11 protein-coding genes are annotated in these 15,160 nt (G+C 53.2%); 3 read left to right on the top strand and 8 right to left on the bottom strand.

Translation table 11 applies throughout. From position 1 onward, the window contains the following. Positions 1 to 48 precede the first annotated feature (48 nt). Together secD and yajC are read right to left on the bottom strand one after the other, a co-directional pair. The gene (secD, locus tag WNY38_RS12130) at positions 49 to 2,676 is read right to left on the bottom strand and encodes a protein translocase subunit SecD (RefSeq protein ID WP_342857602.1); all 2,628 of its coding nucleotides are present in this window, start codon (positions 2,674 to 2,676) and stop codon (positions 49 to 51) included. A gap of 146 nt (positions 2,677 to 2,822) precedes the next feature. Further along, positions 2,823 to 3,146, bottom strand: a complete 324-nt coding sequence (yajC, locus tag WNY38_RS12135) for a preprotein translocase subunit YajC (RefSeq protein WP_342857603.1) — start codon at positions 3,144 to 3,146, stop codon at positions 2,823 to 2,825. A 253-nt stretch (positions 3,147 to 3,399) separates the two neighbouring features. Between yajC and WNY38_RS12140 the strand changes: the two genes are divergently transcribed. After that, complete coding sequence (locus WNY38_RS12140; RefSeq protein ID WP_342857604.1) at positions 3,400 to 5,016, top strand: pentapeptide repeat-containing protein; 1,617 nt, start codon at positions 3,400 to 3,402, stop codon at positions 5,014 to 5,016. A 70-nt stretch (positions 5,017 to 5,086) separates the two neighbouring features. Continuing rightward, complete coding sequence (gene serS / locus WNY38_RS12145) at positions 5,087 to 6,379, top strand: serine--tRNA ligase (RefSeq protein WP_342857605.1); 1,293 nt, start codon at positions 5,087 to 5,089, stop codon at positions 6,377 to 6,379. 91 nt (positions 6,380 to 6,470) lie between these two features. Here serS and WNY38_RS12150 read toward each other — a convergent pair whose 3' ends face one another. Next, positions 6,471 to 6,893 carry an NUDIX hydrolase gene (locus tag WNY38_RS12150; protein ID WP_342857606.1) on the bottom strand — a complete coding sequence of 141 codons (423 nt, stop codon included), beginning with the start codon at positions 6,891 to 6,893 and terminating at the stop codon, positions 6,471 to 6,473. Continuing rightward, complete coding sequence (gene uvrA / locus WNY38_RS12155) at positions 6,893 to 9,775, bottom strand: excinuclease ABC subunit UvrA (RefSeq protein ID WP_342857607.1); 2,883 nt, start codon at positions 9,773 to 9,775, stop codon at positions 6,893 to 6,895. Before uvrA ends, WNY38_RS12150 begins: the two co-directional genes overlap by 1 nt. Positions 9,776 to 10,031: 256 nt before the next feature. Between uvrA and WNY38_RS12160 the strand changes: the two genes are divergently transcribed. After that, positions 10,032 to 10,400 carry a rhodanese-like domain-containing protein gene (locus WNY38_RS12160; RefSeq protein ID WP_342857608.1) on the top strand — a complete coding sequence of 123 codons (369 nt, stop codon included), beginning with the start codon at positions 10,032 to 10,034 and terminating at the stop codon, positions 10,398 to 10,400. 18 nt (positions 10,401 to 10,418) lie between these two features. On the opposite strand, the gene WNY38_RS12165 is transcribed toward WNY38_RS12160, so the two are convergent. The 4 genes from WNY38_RS12165 to WNY38_RS12180 all read right to left on the bottom strand — a co-directional run bounded on the left by WNY38_RS12165 (position 10,419) and on the right by WNY38_RS12180 (position 15,132). Next, positions 10,419 to 11,387 carry a LysR family transcriptional regulator gene (locus tag WNY38_RS12165; RefSeq protein ID WP_342857609.1) on the bottom strand — a complete coding sequence of 323 codons (969 nt, stop codon included), beginning with the start codon at positions 11,385 to 11,387 and terminating at the stop codon, positions 10,419 to 10,421. 155 nt (positions 11,388 to 11,542) lie between these two features. Next, entirely contained in the window at positions 11,543 to 12,937 is a 1,395-nt protein-coding gene (gene lpdA, locus WNY38_RS12170) for a dihydrolipoyl dehydrogenase (protein WP_342857610.1), read from the bottom strand. A 159-nt stretch (positions 12,938 to 13,096) separates the two neighbouring features. Beyond that, positions 13,097 to 13,702, bottom strand: a complete 606-nt coding sequence (locus tag WNY38_RS12175) for a DUF924 family protein (protein ID WP_342857611.1) — start codon at positions 13,700 to 13,702, stop codon at positions 13,097 to 13,099. 149 nt (positions 13,703 to 13,851) lie between these two features. Then, the gene (locus WNY38_RS12180; protein ID WP_342857612.1) at positions 13,852 to 15,132 is read right to left on the bottom strand and encodes an MFS transporter; all 1,281 of its coding nucleotides are present in this window, start codon (positions 15,130 to 15,132) and stop codon (positions 13,852 to 13,854) included. Between the last annotated feature and the right edge of the window lie 28 nt (positions 15,133 to 15,160).

A 15,160-nucleotide genomic window follows, 5' to 3' on the forward strand; every position in this document is an offset into this window, starting at 1 on the left:
CTCCGTTGCTTGGCGTTCGGATTGATTGTCGTGGTGGGCAGAGCGGGATTAAACCGCGCTGCCGTCTGCTTGAATACCCGGTGTCGGATCTTTCTTTTCCCAGTCGCGTTTCACACCCAGCCAAAGCAAAATGTTGGACGCCACAAAGACCGAAGACCATGTGCCGACGACGACACCCAAGGTCATCGCAAACACGAAGCCACGGATCACATCACCGCCCAGAACCAATAGTGCGATCAAAGCGATCAAGGTCGTGCCAGACGTCATGATGGTACGCGCCAAGGTTTCGTTGATCGATAGGTTCAATACGCCGGACAGTGGCAGTTTTTTATACTTGCGCAGGTTTTCACGCACGCGATCAAACACCACCACGGTGTCATTGAGCGAATACCCCACGATGGTCAAAAGCGCTGCGATGATCGTCAGGTCAAACTGGATTTTGAAGATCGCGAAAATCCCGATGGTGATGGCGACATCATGCACCAAAGCCACAACTGCGCCCAAAGCGAACTGCCATTCAAAGCGCAACCAGATGTAGAACAGCACTGCGCCAATCGCTGCGACAACCGCCAAGACAGCTGTCGTGATCAACTCACCCGATACTTTGGGACCAACCGATTCAACAGATGGGAAAGTGATCGTTGGATCAACGGTTTGCAGCGCCGCTTCGACAATGGCGATGATTTCAGGCGTGACAGCTTCGACCTCGTCTTGCGCCTCGATACGCACCATGGCGACATGCTGGTTTTCATCAAATGTCGGATCAAAGACTTCGGTGATGGTCACATCGCCCAGCCCCAATGGCTCCATCGCGGCACGGTAATCTGAGACACTGACAACGCTTTCAGACTGCGTGCGAATGGTTGTGCCACCGCGGAAATCGATGCCAAAGTTCAGCCCAAAGATAAAGAAGGCCACCACAGCTGCAATGACCATCGCACCAGACAGGCCAAAGGTGAACTTGTTGGTTTTGAAGAAATCGACAGTGGTGTTGTCACGCACAAGTTTGACACCTTTAAGCGTCCAGCCTTTGCGGTTCTTGCGGTGGTACCAAATCGACACCATCGCGCGGGTCACATAGATCGCGGTGAACACAGAGGTCAAAATGCCCAAAGCCAGCGTCACAGCAAAGCCTTTCACCGGACCAGAGCCCATGACAAACAGGATCGCAGCGGTGATAAAGGTGGTGATATTGGCATCGACAATCGCCGACAGGGCTTTCTCATAGCCAAGCTCAATCGCACGGCCCGGCCCTTTCGAGGTTTTCAATTCTTCACGAATACGCTCGAACACAAGCACGTTGGCATCCACAGCCATACCCACGGTCAAGACGATCCCCGCGATACCGGGCAAGGTCAGCGTCGCGCCGATGGCCGACAAGAACCCGAACAGAATCGCAACGTTGATGATCAAAGCGATATTGGCGAACATACCGAACAGCCCGTAGGCCAGCCCCATGAACACCAACACGGCGGCGAAGGCGACCATGGTCGCGACCTTGCCAGCCGCGATGGAATCCGCGCCCAGCTCTGGTCCGATGGTGCGTTCTTCCAAGAAATTGATCTTGGCAGGCAAAGCACCCGCGCGCAGCAAAACAGCCAATTCGGTGCTTTCCTCAATCGAAAAACTTCCCGAAATCTGACCAGAACCACCACGAATGGCCTCGTTGATCACAGGGGCCGAAATCACTTCATTGTCCAAAACAATCGCGAAAGGCGCGCCCACATTGGCCGCCGTGTACTCGCCAAATTTGCGAGCGCCCGACGGGTTGAACCGGAAGGTCACAGCCGGTGCGCCGTTTTGGTCAAACGCAGGCTGGCTGTCGGTCAGCTCATCGCCGGACACAACAGCGGTGTCTTCCAATACATAGTAGACGCCATTGCCTGAAATATCAGGGGCAAGAAAATTGCGCGCGCCGGGGGCTTGGTCAGGGTTCGATGTCTGGCCCACAACAGGGTGGAACGTCAGTTTAGCAGTGGTGCCGATCAAGGACTTCAGCTCTGCAGCTGATCCGATCCCAGGCACCTGAATAAGAATGCGATCTTCGCCTTGGCGCTGGATCGTTGGTTCGCGTGTGCCAACTTCGTCGACGCGGCGGCGGATGATTTCAAGCGATTGCTGCATGGTGCGATCGTCTGTTGCGGCGCGTTCGGCCTCTGACAGCTCAATCGAGATCACATCATTGTTGGCGCTCACCACGATGTCGTTCTGACCCGCTGCGGTCAAAGACACCACAGGTGTGGCCAAAGCGCGGACTGTTTTCAGTGCTGTTTCCATTTGATCGGCGTTGGAAATACGCACCCGCAAAAGGCCGTCTGGCGCGTCTAGGCGGCGGATCGTGCCGACTGTGGCGCGTTCGTCGCGCAAGGCATCGCGCACCTCTGGCCAATAGCCGTCCATGCGTGTCGCGTAGACCTCGTTCACGTCCACTTCGCCCAGCAAATGCGCCCCGCCGCGCAGATCAAGCCCCAGATTGACCACATTAGACGCCAGCCATGATGGCCAAGCGTCGCGTTCGGCTGCCAAGGCTTCGGTCTCTCCAGAGGTTTCAATCGTGGCAATCGCCTGATTGTGCGCATCAACGCGGTTGTAAAACCCGTTGGGCAAGGCCGCATAAAGACCGAGGGCGACAAAGCCCCAAATTACGATCCGTTTCCAAAGAGAGAAGTTGAGCATGTCACAGCCTATATGCGGGGGCGCGGGTGTGGAGTATCACCTATGCGCGGGTTATTTTCGAGGTCTTAAAACCAGGTCTTAAAACAGTCTCTTTAAACGATCAAAGGCCTGCAGTTTCGCAGGCCTTTGTTAGTCATATCAAACGCTTAGGACGCTGGCTCTGTTTTGGAAATCACATTGGCCAATGTGCCTTTGAGAACGCGTACCTTGACGCCTTCCGAAATTTCGACTTCCAATTCGCCGTCTTCTTTGACCTTGGTCACCTTGCCCAAAAGGCCGCCCGCTGTTACAACCATATCGCCGCGACGCACCGCTTCGATCATGGCTTTGTGCTCTTTGGCTTTTTTCTGCTGTGGGCGGATCATGAGGAAGTACATGATCGCGAAAATCGCAATCAGCGGCACGAATTGCATGATTGGGTTGCCTGCTGCGCCGCCTACGGCTTGAGCATATGCTGGAGTTACGAACATGTTTTCGTCCTTTGTCAAAAGCGGCGCATATCTTGCACCAAATATCATTCCAAAAGGCGGTCCCCCGCCCCCTTGTCGCGCGCACCCTATAGGCGGCTTTTGCCCTTTGCAAGCAGGCCATGTCGGGTTTTTGCGCCCTATTTACGACCAGTTTTACGACCCGCCAACATCAGACAATTTCGCCCGTGACAATCACACAGTTCCTTGCTGATATAGGGGCGATTTTACGGATAAGAATAAGAGCGGATTAGAAATGTCAGAGAAAACCGGTTTTCAAGAGCTTATGTCGCAGGTGGATGGGGTGATTTTCCATCCTTTGACTGTATTTTTCGCTTGGTTCGCACTTGCATGCGTACTTGTTTTGAAAAGTCCTAAAAGCCTCAAACTTAGAAAACTGAAACTTTGGCGCTTTTCTGATACATGGTGGTTGAATGCTCTTGGTTGGTTTGCAGTTGGCTTCGCTCCGATACTGATAGCATTGCTGCTATCTGTGCTGACAATGCTTACCCAAGTTGGTTGGCGTATTGTATCAGGCGACACCTTACAACCAATCACGACGCCAAAAGGCATCATCGAGGATGGCGCTGATAATTTAAGATGGTACGTCCTAGCCTTTGTTGGCCTTTTAACCGCTCTCGCCGGAATTCTGGGAACCCCCCTCACTTTAATCCGCGTTTGGACAACGGAACGCCAAACAAACACAGCGGAACAAGGGCTGATCACCGACCGAATTAATAAGGCGGTCGAAGGGCTAGGGGCAGAAAAGAACGTCAAACGTCACCGCCAACATTTCAAAGGGCAACTTCAATACGAAGATATAAAGGGTATTGACGGCAGGCTTCAGCCGAATATCAACAAACCTATTTATGAAGAAGTTACGGTTCCAAACCTTGAAGTCAGGATTGGGGCAATATTTTCGCTCGAACGCATTGCGCAAGATAGCTTACGCGATCACGTGCAGATCATGGAAATAATCTGTGCATATATTAGGTCAAATGCACAAGCTGAAGACGCACTGCTTAGCCCACATGAAGTCTCCGACACTCTCAGTGCAGGCAATGAATATGAACAAGGTTTAAATAGCGAGCAGATATTTCAAGACAAACGATACAACCATGTAAATTTTTATGAGTGGACCCCAACCGAACTAACACACGAAAACCTACTAAAATGGGCACAAGAGCGACTCCAAGCGAGAGAAGACATACAGACGGCGCTAGCAGTTCTTGGTCGACGAACACAAAGCCAAAGAGCGCACGAGCATTCGGCAGATTACAAAATTAATCTAAAGAAAACGAACCTTCAAGGAGCTGTCCTGCGCGGCAACTTTGATGACGCCCTGTTCTCAGACTCTAAGCTGGATGGCGCAAACCTCTACGGGTCGTTTGAAAATGCTCACTTTGGAATTTATGCAGAACATGCCCTGTCAGGTGCAACATTACAGGGCGCGCGCTGCGACAGTATCAATGCGACAAAGACCGATTTTTCTGGATGTAATCTCGACAGCGTTTTTTTTGGCGGATCCACTTTGAATAAGTGCCTATTCCGCGCCGCAAAATTAGATCACACGAATTTTAATGGCGCATCTCTTGTGGGAACCGACTTCGCATTTGCAAAACCTCTGCATGTCTATTGCAATAATGGTGCAAATTTCGAGCGCTCTCGTTTTTATGACACAAAACTCTCTGAATTTAAAGGCATTGAGGAGGGCCCTAGTAAAGATCTTTGGGTCGAGAGCAACGTCAACATGACACAAACTCAAGAAGCAAAATTCGAAAAAAGAAAAGGCAATATCGGCGAGCTAGACAGTCGGAAAAAATGGCAGCAGTGGGTTGAAAATGTTTCTCCTAACCTAAATCCAGATGCTTGATCCCATCCCTGCCCTATTGCATAAGCAGCACAACAGATTTTCAACCCGCTCCAATCCAAGGACTTCTCCGATGCATGACATCAAAGCCATTCGCGACACCCCTGATGCTTTTGACGCCGCCATGGCGCGCCGTGGGCTGTCTGGGCTGTCATCGCAAATCTTGGACATCGATTCCGCGCGCCGTGCGCTGATTGCAGAGGCCGAAGAGGCCAAGGCGACACAGAACAAAGCGTCCAAAGAGGTCGGCGCTGCCAAAGCCCGTGGTGACGAAGACGAATTCCAACGCCTGCGCGCGCTTGTGTCCGAGAGCAAAGCCAATATCGCGCGGCTCAATGACGAGGCCAAAGCCAAAGACGCAGAGCTGACAGATGTCTTGGCCCGCATCCCCAATGTGCCAGCGGACAATGCGCCAGACGGCAAAGATGAAGACGAAAACGTCGAAGTCAAAACATGGGGTGATGTGCCGTCTTTCGATTTTGACGCGAAAGAGCATTTCGAGATCGAAGCGGTCAAAGCATCGATGGATTTCGAGACAGGCGCGAAATTGTCGGGCACACGTTTTGTGGTGCTCAAAGGCGGCGTCGCACGCATTCACCGCGCTTTGGCGCAGTTCATGATCGACACCCATGTGGACGAAAACGGCCTGACGGAAGTGAACACACCCGTTTTGGTGCGCGACGAGGCCATGTATGGCACGGATAAGTTGCCAAAATTCGGTGAAGACAGCTATCAAACCACAAACGGCTGGTGGTTGATCCCAACATCCGAAGTGCCGCTGACATATTCCGTCGCGGGTGACGTTTTGGACGCCAGCGCCCTGCCGATCCGCATGACAGCGCATTCTTTGTGTTTCCGGTCTGAGGCAGGATCAGCGGGCCGCGACACATCGGGCATGTTGCGCCAGCACCAGTTCGAGAAAGTCGAAATGGTGTCCATCACGCACCCAGACGCGTCAGACGCAGAACAAGCACGGATGCTTGGCTGCGCTGAAGGCATTTTGGAAAAACTCGGCGTGGCGTATCGCACCGTCGATCTGTGCACCGGCGACATCGGCTTTGGCGCTAAGCGCACATTCGATATTGAAGCGTGGTTGCCCGGTCAAAACGCGTACCGCGAAATCTCATCGGTCTCGACCACTGGCGATTTCCAAGCCCGTCGCATGAATGCACGCTTCAAGCCTGCGGATGGTGGCAAACCTGAGTTTGTGCACACGCTCAACGGCTCTGGCTTGGCGGTCGGTCGTACGTTGATTGCTGTGCTGGAAAACGGTCAACAGGCCGATGGTTCTGTCACCCTGCCCGCCGTTTTGGCGCCTTATCTGGGCGGCAAGCTGACCTTGGGCGTTGATGGCAAACTGAGCTAATCTCGCCTTAACGCAAACGAAAACGGCGTCCTTTTTTACAAAGGGCGCCGTTTCTTTTTAAGACCAAACCATCAGTTTACTGTGCTTGTTACTAAGCTTGAAACACAGCCGCCATGCACACCACGTCATCGACTTTATCCGACATAGGCAAGCGTTTGGCGTAGATGTCCTCGAGCGGCACCCAAGCGGCATCAAGTGCATCGTCATCGGCCACAGGTTCGCCCGAAACATAGTCGCACAGCACTGCCCCAAGCACGAAGTGGTGGGTCACAGTGCCACTTGCATCACGGTGAATAAATTCAGCGGTCTCAATCAGTTGCACAGGCGTGGCGATCACGCCCGTTTCCTCGGACAGTTCACGAACAGCAGCCTCGGCAAAGGTCTCGCCAAACTCCACATGTCCGCCAGCAAAGCCCCAAGTGCCCGCGTCTGGCGGGTTCTTGCGTTGCACCAGTAATGCGGCCCCATCGCGCAAAACAACCGCCAGAGCGCCAAGTTTTGGAAGCTGTGACATCACTCAGCCGCCTTGCGTGCTTTGATCTTTTCCAACATCGGTTTCAAGTAGCGCCCAGTGTGCGAGGCGTCAACTTGGGCCACCTGTTCGGGCGTGCCTGTGGCCACAATCATGCCGCCGCCATCGCCGCCCTCAGGCCCGATATCGATGATGTGGTCTGCGGTTTTGATCACATCCAAGTTGTGCTCAATCACGATCATCGAATTGCCCTGATCCACCAGTTCGTGCAGCACTTCCAACAGCTTTTTCACATCTTCGAAATGCAGGCCCGTTGTGGGCTCATCAAGGATATAAAGCGTGCGTCCAGTTGAACGTTTCGCCAGCTCTTTGGACAGTTTCACCCGCTGCGCTTCGCCGCCCGACAGGGTCGTCGCTTGCTGCCCAACTTTGATATAGCCAAGCCCCACACGCATCAGCGCATCCATTTTGTCGCGGATGGCTGGCACGGCTTTGAAAAACTCCTGCGCGTCCTCGACTGTCATATCAAGAACGTCAGCTATGCTTTTGCCTTTAAAGTGAACTTCCAAAGTTTCGCGGTTGTAGCGCTTGCCTTTGCAGGTCTCACATTCCACGTAGACATCTGGCAAAAAGTGCATCTCAATCTTGATCACACCGTCGCCGGTGCAGGCCTCACAGCGCCCGCCTTTGACGTTGAAAGAAAAGCGTCCGGGCTTGTACCCGCGGGCTTTGGATTCGGGCAGACCGGCGAACCAATCGCGAATTGGCGTGAAGGCGCCCGTATAAGTCGCGGGGTTCGATCGCGGGGTGCGTCCGATGGGGCGTTGGTCGATATCGATAACTTTATCGAGGTGCTCCAATCCCTTGATGGTTTCGCATGGTGCAGGGGTTTGGCGCGCCCCGTTCAGACGCATTGATGCTGTTTTGAACAGTGTTTCCAAGGTCAAGGTCGACTTGCCGCCGCCCGAAACACCAGAGACCACAACGAACATCCCTAGCGGAAATTCCGCTGTGACGTTTTTTAGATTGTTGCCCGTGGCCTTGACCACTTTGATCTTTTTCTTATTGCCCTTGCGGCGCACTTCGGGGATGGGCACCTCGCGTTTGCCTGTCAGGTAATCACCAGTGATAGACCCTTCGGTCTGTTCAATTTCCAAAGGCGTGCCCTTGGCAACCACTTGCCCACCGTGCACCCCTGCCCCCGGACCGATGTCGAAAACGTAATCAGCCTCGCGGATCATGTCTTCGTCATGTTCCACCACGATCACTGTATTACCTTGATTACGCAAGTTTTTCAGCGTGTCGATCAGGCGATCATTGTCGCGCTGGTGCAGGCCGATTGAAGGCTCGTCCAGAACATAAAGCACGCCTTGCAAGCCTGACCCGATTTGCGAAGCCAAGCGAATACGCTGACTTTCGCCACCAGACAGGGTGCCAGAGTTGCGCGACAAAGACAGATATTCAAGGCCAACATTGTTCAAAAACCCAAGGCGTTCGCGGATCTCTTTGATGATGGCTTTCGCAATCTCTTGCTTTTGCTTGCTCAAGGATTTGTCGATGCCATCGATCCAATCATAAGCTTCTTTGATCGACATCTGCACCACTTCGCCCGCGTGCAAGCGCTGGTCTTCGGGGCCGATTTTGACCGCCAACGCTTCGGGGCGCAGACGGAAGCCATTACAAGTGCCGCAATGGCGGTTGTTTTGGTAACGTTCAAATTCTTCGCGGATCCAGTTGGAATCCGTCTCGCGGTAGCGACGCTCCATATTGGGAATCACGCCCTCAAAAGCCCGCGTTACCTCGTAGACGCGGCCGCCTTCGTCATAGCGAAACTTGATTTCTTCTTCACCAGAGCCGCGCAAAAACACCTCTTTGACATGATCGGGAATGTCTTTCCAAGGGGATGAGGCCTTGAATTCGTAATGCTTTGCGATTGCTTCGATGGTTTGCAAGAAATACGGCGTTTTGCCTTTACGCCACGGCGCGATAGCCCCGTCTGCGACTTTCAAGCTGGCGTCAGGCACCACAAGGCGTTCGTCGAAAAACAGCTCGACCCCAAGCCCGTCACAATGCGGACAAGCTCCGAAAGGCGCGTTGAAGGAAAACAAGCGCGGCTCAATTTCTGGGATGGTAAAGCCCGACACAGGGCAGGCAAAGTTTTCGGAAAACGTCAGGCGCTCGATCTCGCCTTCGCCCTCACGCGGGGCTGTTTCTAAAATTGCGATACCATCAGCCAGATCAAGCGCTGTGCGCAGGGAATCCGCCAAACGGGTTTCCAAACCTTCACGCACCACGATGCGGTCGACCACAACGTCGATGTCGTGGCGGAATTTCTTGTCCAAAATGGGCGGCTCATCAAGTTCGTAAAATTCGCCATCGACTTTGACGCGCTGAAAGCCCTGTTTGCGCAGATCAAGGAATTCTTTGCGGTATTCGCCTTTGCGGTCGCGCACGATGGGGGCCAGCAAGAAGCCTCGCGTGCCCTCTGGCTGCGTCATAACGATATCGACCATATCTTGGACCTGTTGGGCCTCGATCGGGTCGCCTGTCGCGGGGCTATAGGGCGTGCCCGCGCGGGCAAACAACAGACGCAGATAGTCGTAAATCTCGGTCACGGTGCCCACAGTAGACCGTGGATTTTTCGAAGTGGTTTTTTGCTCAATCGAAATCGCAGGGGATAGACCTGCGATGTGATCAACGTCAGGTTTTCCCATCATATCAAGGAATTGGCGGGCATAGGCGCTCAAAGATTCCACATAGCGACGCTGTCCTTCGGCATAGATCGTATCAAACGCCAATGAGGACTTGCCTGAGCCCGACAGCCCTGTGATCACCACAAGCTGGTCGCGCGGAATATCCACATCGATGTTCTTGAGATTGTGCTCGCGCGCACCTCTGACTTCGATCGATTTCAGCTCTGCCATGTGCCTGCCACCCGTATAAATTCACCCAAAGCTCAACGCTTTTAACATATCTAGCGGGCAAAGCCGCATGTTCCAATACAAAAAAGAGAACATTAGGCGAACAAATGCAATATATAGGGAGCAATCGCAGCATTTAGGGGTAAGTTGCGCACAGGCCATACCCGATAAGCAAAAAGTTGGCGAATTTATAACTGACAGCAAGCTTGATCTGGCCTAAATGATGCGCAACACAAGACATGAAACAAGAAGGCAACACATGTTTGGACTTTTCAAAAGCGGCCCCAAAAGTGGACCAAAAATCAGCGTCGATGATATTCGGGTCGGCATCAGTTCCGGAACAACGATCTTAATCGACGTGCGTGACCCAAGCGAAGTTGCTCAATCTGGCATTGCCAAAGGCGCGGTGAATATTCCGCTGGCTGCGTTGGCCATGCGCGCCAACCCGTCCTCGCCTGAGTGCGACTCGGACCTGAAATTGGGTAAAAAAATCGTGCTCTATTGTGCTTCTGGGGCTCGATCGGCTGGGGCAGCACGGATGTTGACCCAAATGGGGCATCGCGATGTGCAAAACCTAGGCAGCCTGACCGATTGGACATTAGACGGCGGCGACATACATCGGGCCTAGACTTTTGATATAGGGTCCTTATTCGGCGGGTTCGGTAACATCACCGTCAAAAGTCGCCTGTTCTGCGCTGGCCATTTTCCCACCCGCGCTGAGTTCATCTGGACCGAAATAGATCTCGCGGCGCGATGAAAACCGCGCCGCGATAAAGCGCATAAATTCGGTCACACGCGGGACATGACGCAGATCGGGATGGGTCAAAATCCAAATCGGGAAATGATCATCCAGCGCGAATTGCGGCACACGCACCAATTTCGTATCACCACTGCCCACCAAATGGGTGCAGCGTACGACGCCGATACCCAAATGTGCCGCCGAAATGGCCGAGATCATATCGTCGGTTTTCAGTGCGATTCTACAGCTGGGCATATTGGCGAAGAGCGTCGGCGGACACACGTTATCCCAAGCGGTAAAACCGATATAGGGCAGCGGCGTGTCCATGTCTTTACCGTCCAAGACATCGGCGTATTCTTCGATAAAATCGGGCGAGGCAAACCAGCCTGCGCGCTGTTGTACCATCATCCGCCCCCACAGGCTTTCCTCAGGCGAACTGCTGACGCGTATGGCGATATCCGCCTCGCGTTTGTGCAAATTCAACACATCGGTAGAGCCACGAATCTGGATATCAATACCAGGATGCAAACGTTTGAATTCTTTCAGGTCTTGCGCAAAATGGTCTTCGGCAACAAGCGGCGGAATGGTGATGCGCAATTCGCCCTCTTCGGTTTCGTCGCGCGCCGCCAAAGCGATGTCGAGCGCGACCATGCGCGCTTCAACCTCTTCAGCATGGGCGATGGCAACTTTACCCGCTTCTGTCGCTTGCAAACCAGACGCCAAACGGGTGAAGAACCGCACGCCTGAAGCCTCTTCGACCCGCGACAATTGACGCGATACGGTGGCGTGGTTGACCCCCAAAACGCGCGCAGCACCTGACAGGCCACCCTCGCGAGCGACAGCCAAGATATAACGCAGGGAATCCCAATCAGTCATAGGGCGACCATAGGAGTACGCGCATATGCGCACAAGCCCCGCACGAACATCGAACAATTAAGAACACCTAACGAATTCACGCAAGCAGCTACATAAAAAACGCAAAGCGCCGCCCCAATGGGACGGCGCTGTATCAATGTGATCAGGTGAAAACCTTAGATGTGCAGCGCACGCCCGTAAGCATCCAGCACAGATTCATGCATCATTTCCGACATGGTTGGGTGTGGAAAGACGGTTTGCATCAAGTCTTCTTCGGTGGTCTCAAGCTGACGTCCGATGACGTAACCTTGGATCATCTCGGTAACTTCTGCGCCAACCATATGCGCGCCCAATAGCTCGCCTGTTGCTTCGTCGAATATGGTTTTGACCAGCCCTTCGGCCTCGCCCATGGCGACAGCTTTACCGTTGCCAATGAAGGGGAATTTTCCGACTTTGACTTTATAGCCGGCCTCTTTCGCCTTCTCTTCGGTCAGACCAACTGACGCCACCTGTGGGTGACAATAAGTGCAGCCCGCAATGGTGTTCGGCTTGATCGCGTGGGCTTTGAGACCTGCAACAAGTTCCGCCACCATGACGCCTTCATGAGACGCTTTGTGCGCCAACCAAGGCGCGCCTGCGACATCACCGATGGCGAAAACGCCTTCGACGCCAGTGCGGCAGTATTCGTCTGTCACGATATGTGTACGATCGACTTTGATGCCGAGATCTTCGAGACCCAAGCCTTCAACATTGCCGACGATACCAACAGCAGAAATCACAGTGTCAAATTCTTGCGTTGTGGTGCCTTTGGCGTCTTCAAGATGTGCCACAACTTTACCCGCGGAACGGTCCAGTTTCTTAACAGTGGTTTTCTCTAGAATTTTCATGCCTTGTTTTACGAATTGCTTTTTCGCGAAGGCCGAGATGTCTTTGTCTTCAACCGGCAACACGCGATCCATGACCTCGACAACAGTCGTTTCAGCGCCAAGTGTATTGTAAAAGCTGGCAAATTCGATGCCGATGGCACCAGAGCCGATCACCAGCAATTTCTTTGGCATACGCGTCGGCACAAGCGCTTGGCGGTAAGCCCAAACGAGATCGCCGTCTGCTTCAAGACCGGGCAGTTCACGTGCACGTGCGCCTGTTGCGACGATGATGTTTTTGCCCACAAGGGTTTCAGTGCCCGCGTCGGTTTTCACAATGACCTTACCTGAGCCGGCCAACTTGGCCTCGCCCATGATCGAGGTGATCTTATTCTTTTTGAACAGGCCTTTGATGCCTGCATTCATTTGCTTGGCCACACCGCGTGAGCGCTTAACGATGGCGTCCAAATCAAAGCCGATTTTTTCAGCTGACAAACCAAAGTCTTTGGCACGTTCCATGTGGTGGAAAATTTCTGCGGAGCGTAGCAATGCTTTCGTCGGGATACAGCCCCAGTTCAAACAGATGCCGCCAAGGTTTTCACGCTCAATACAAGCGACTGAAAGACCAAGCTGAGCGGCTCGAATTGCGGCGACATAGCCGCCTGGGCCTGCGCCGATTACGACTAGGTCAAAAGATTTATCTGCCATGGGGATCCTCCCGAAACCATAATTAGTTTGACACTAAACTACTTTAAAAACTCGATCAACGGGCCTTGTGTCCATAGCTGCGAAAGGCCGCGTCCCACCTGACGCATAGCTCAGGCGAAAAACGCATAGATAGAGCGAAATGGTTTTGTTTACAGGCGATTAAGCTGCAACAGACGAGAGGGATTCCAGCGCAAATCGATATCCACCTTTGGCCAAAAACGCCTCTTCGGCTGTATTTGTGGCCCGAACAAGTGCTTCATTGCGGTAGGGAAAGCGACCAAACTCGCGAATAACATTGCGATGCGCCTTGGCGTGGCGCAGGTTATCATCTGAGGCCTCCATACGTTCTTTGAACAGACACACATTACGTTCTTGGTCTGTCAAACATTCAGAATGCATCAAGGGCAAATAGAAAAACTGACGTGCAGGTGCATCGATTTTCATATCCCAGCCCTTAGAAATAGCGGCCTTTGCTGCGGCCAAAGCTATCCGATCAGAAGCAAAGCTTTTGCCCTCACCACGAAACATATTGCGCGGCATCTGATCGTTCAGAATGATATAGGCCAATGCTCCGGAGGCGTGAGTCAGCCACAACGAAAAGGCCCCCTCCTGTGCTTTTTCCCAAGCCGGTAAAAACCGGTCGCGGATTTTAGCATCCAGCGCGTCATTCGCCACATACCAATCTTGGGGTGTGAGCTCATCGAGCCAAAAGGACAAGACATCATTCGGCGTGATGTTCAATTGCAGCGACGGGATATGGGCCATGTCGTCTCTCCGTGATGGCGTACCTGTTACATAAAATCGTTACAATTCCTTAGGGGTGACACAAGGGGAGTATCTCGCAAATCGCGTCATATTTTCGAATGTTGCGCAATTGGGACAGTTTGCGCAACAAATTAAAGTCGCAAAGCAGGCTACTCAAGTAACGCGGCTTGGATCTCGGCTTCTTCTGCGTCATCTTCGGCTTGCTCTATCGCCCATTCTTGCGCCACTTCAGACGCCACAGGTGTCGTTGACGGCATAACAGCGACATAGGCAGCGGTCTCATCAACGGGGGTCGCAGCGCGGCGCGTCATCCGCCAAGCCGCATAGCCCACGATGGCCAGCATCAAGATCGCTTGCAAAAGCCAATACCCAGACGGGCCAAAAAGCCCCATAAGCCAACCGGCAATCATCGGGCCGCCAACGGCACCAACACCATTAATGAAAATCAACCCACCAGACGAACCCGCCATATCATCAGGTTCGAGAAAGTCACTGGTGTGCGCAATCAAGAGTGAATAGAGCGGTGACGCCATGCCCCCCGCCAGAAGCGCTACACCAATTGCGATATAAAGCTGCGTGCCCATGACACTGCCCGCAAGACAGGCAACGCCACCAATACCGGCGGCCCCCAAGATCACCAAACGGCGGTCAAGGCGATCCGAAATCCACCCAATAGGCAGCTGGAACACCAAGGCGCCAATGAAGATCGCGGCCAAAAAAGTCGAAACTTCAGGCAAGGTAAACCCAGCTTGAGTGGCATAGACTGCCCCCATACCGAGCTGCGCCCCAAAGACGCCCCCCACCAAAAACATACCGACACAGCCCAAAGGTGACACGGCAAACAAGCGGCGCAGCGTCATTGGCTTTGAGGTCTCAAAGGGTGGCGTAGGTGATACCGACAGCAAGATCGGGGCGAAAGAGATCGAAACCAACACAGACGGAACAATGAACAGTATATAGCCAGAAGGGTCGCCAATGGACAAAATGCCTTGGGCGATCACCATGCCAATCGTTTGTACGATCATATAGGCGGAAAGCGTTTTGCCGCGCATGTCATTGGTGGTGGCATTGTTCAGCCAGCTTTCGGCTGTGACATAGACGCCTGAGAAACAAAAACCCAAGATGATGCGTAAAATGGTCCAAACGGTTGGGTCTGTCAGGGTGGGGAAAATGATCAAGGCTGCGGAAATGAACGACCCAAGCGCGGCAAAGACCCGCACGTGCCCCACTCGGCGAATCAAATGCGGGGTGATCTGCGATCCGCCCAAAAACCCAAGGAAATAGCCAGACATCACGACGGAGAGCGCGAAGGTGGAAAACCCTTCCAAGCCGCCACGCACCCCTAAAACCGACCCTTGAAGACCGTTACCGATCATCAAAAGCAACATACCAAGCAATAAAGCTGAGGAAGACGCGAGAACCTGACGCATAGAGTCACCTTGAACACTAGAATATTGG

This window comes from Pacificibacter sp. AS14 (genome assembly GCF_038899935.1).
In the GTDB taxonomy this organism is placed as follows: domain Bacteria; phylum Pseudomonadota; class Alphaproteobacteria; order Rhodobacterales; family Rhodobacteraceae; genus Celeribacter.

Bases quoted from the DNA above. Each gene is read 5' to 3' on its own strand.
- secD (WP_342857602.1), bottom strand. From the start codon at position 2,676: ATGCTCAACTTCTCTCTTTGGAAACGGATCGTAATTTGGGGCTTTGTC.
- yajC (WP_342857603.1), bottom strand. From the start codon at position 3,146: ATGTTCGTAACTCCAGCATATGCTCAAGCCGTAGGCGGCGCAGCAGGC.
- WNY38_RS12140 (WP_342857604.1), top strand. From the start codon at position 3,400: ATGTCAGAGAAAACCGGTTTTCAAGAGCTTATGTCGCAGGTGGATGGG.
- serS (WP_342857605.1), top strand. From the start codon at position 5,087: ATGCATGACATCAAAGCCATTCGCGACACCCCTGATGCTTTTGACGCC.
- WNY38_RS12150 (WP_342857606.1), bottom strand. From the start codon at position 6,893: ATGTCACAGCTTCCAAAACTTGGCGCTCTGGCGGTTGTTTTGCGCGAT.
- uvrA (WP_342857607.1), bottom strand. From the start codon at position 9,775: ATGGCAGAGCTGAAATCGATCGAAGTCAGAGGTGCGCGCGAGCACAAT.
- WNY38_RS12160 (WP_342857608.1), top strand. From the start codon at position 10,032: ATGTTTGGACTTTTCAAAAGCGGCCCCAAAAGTGGACCAAAAATCAGC.
- WNY38_RS12165 (WP_342857609.1), bottom strand. From the start codon at position 11,387: ATGACTGATTGGGATTCCCTGCGTTATATCTTGGCTGTCGCTCGCGAG.
- lpdA (WP_342857610.1), bottom strand. From the start codon at position 12,937: ATGGCAGATAAATCTTTTGACCTAGTCGTAATCGGCGCAGGCCCAGGC.
- WNY38_RS12175 (WP_342857611.1), bottom strand. From the start codon at position 13,702: ATGGCCCATATCCCGTCGCTGCAATTGAACATCACGCCGAATGATGTC.
- WNY38_RS12180 (WP_342857612.1), bottom strand. From the start codon at position 15,132: ATGCGTCAGGTTCTCGCGTCTTCCTCAGCTTTATTGCTTGGTATGTTG.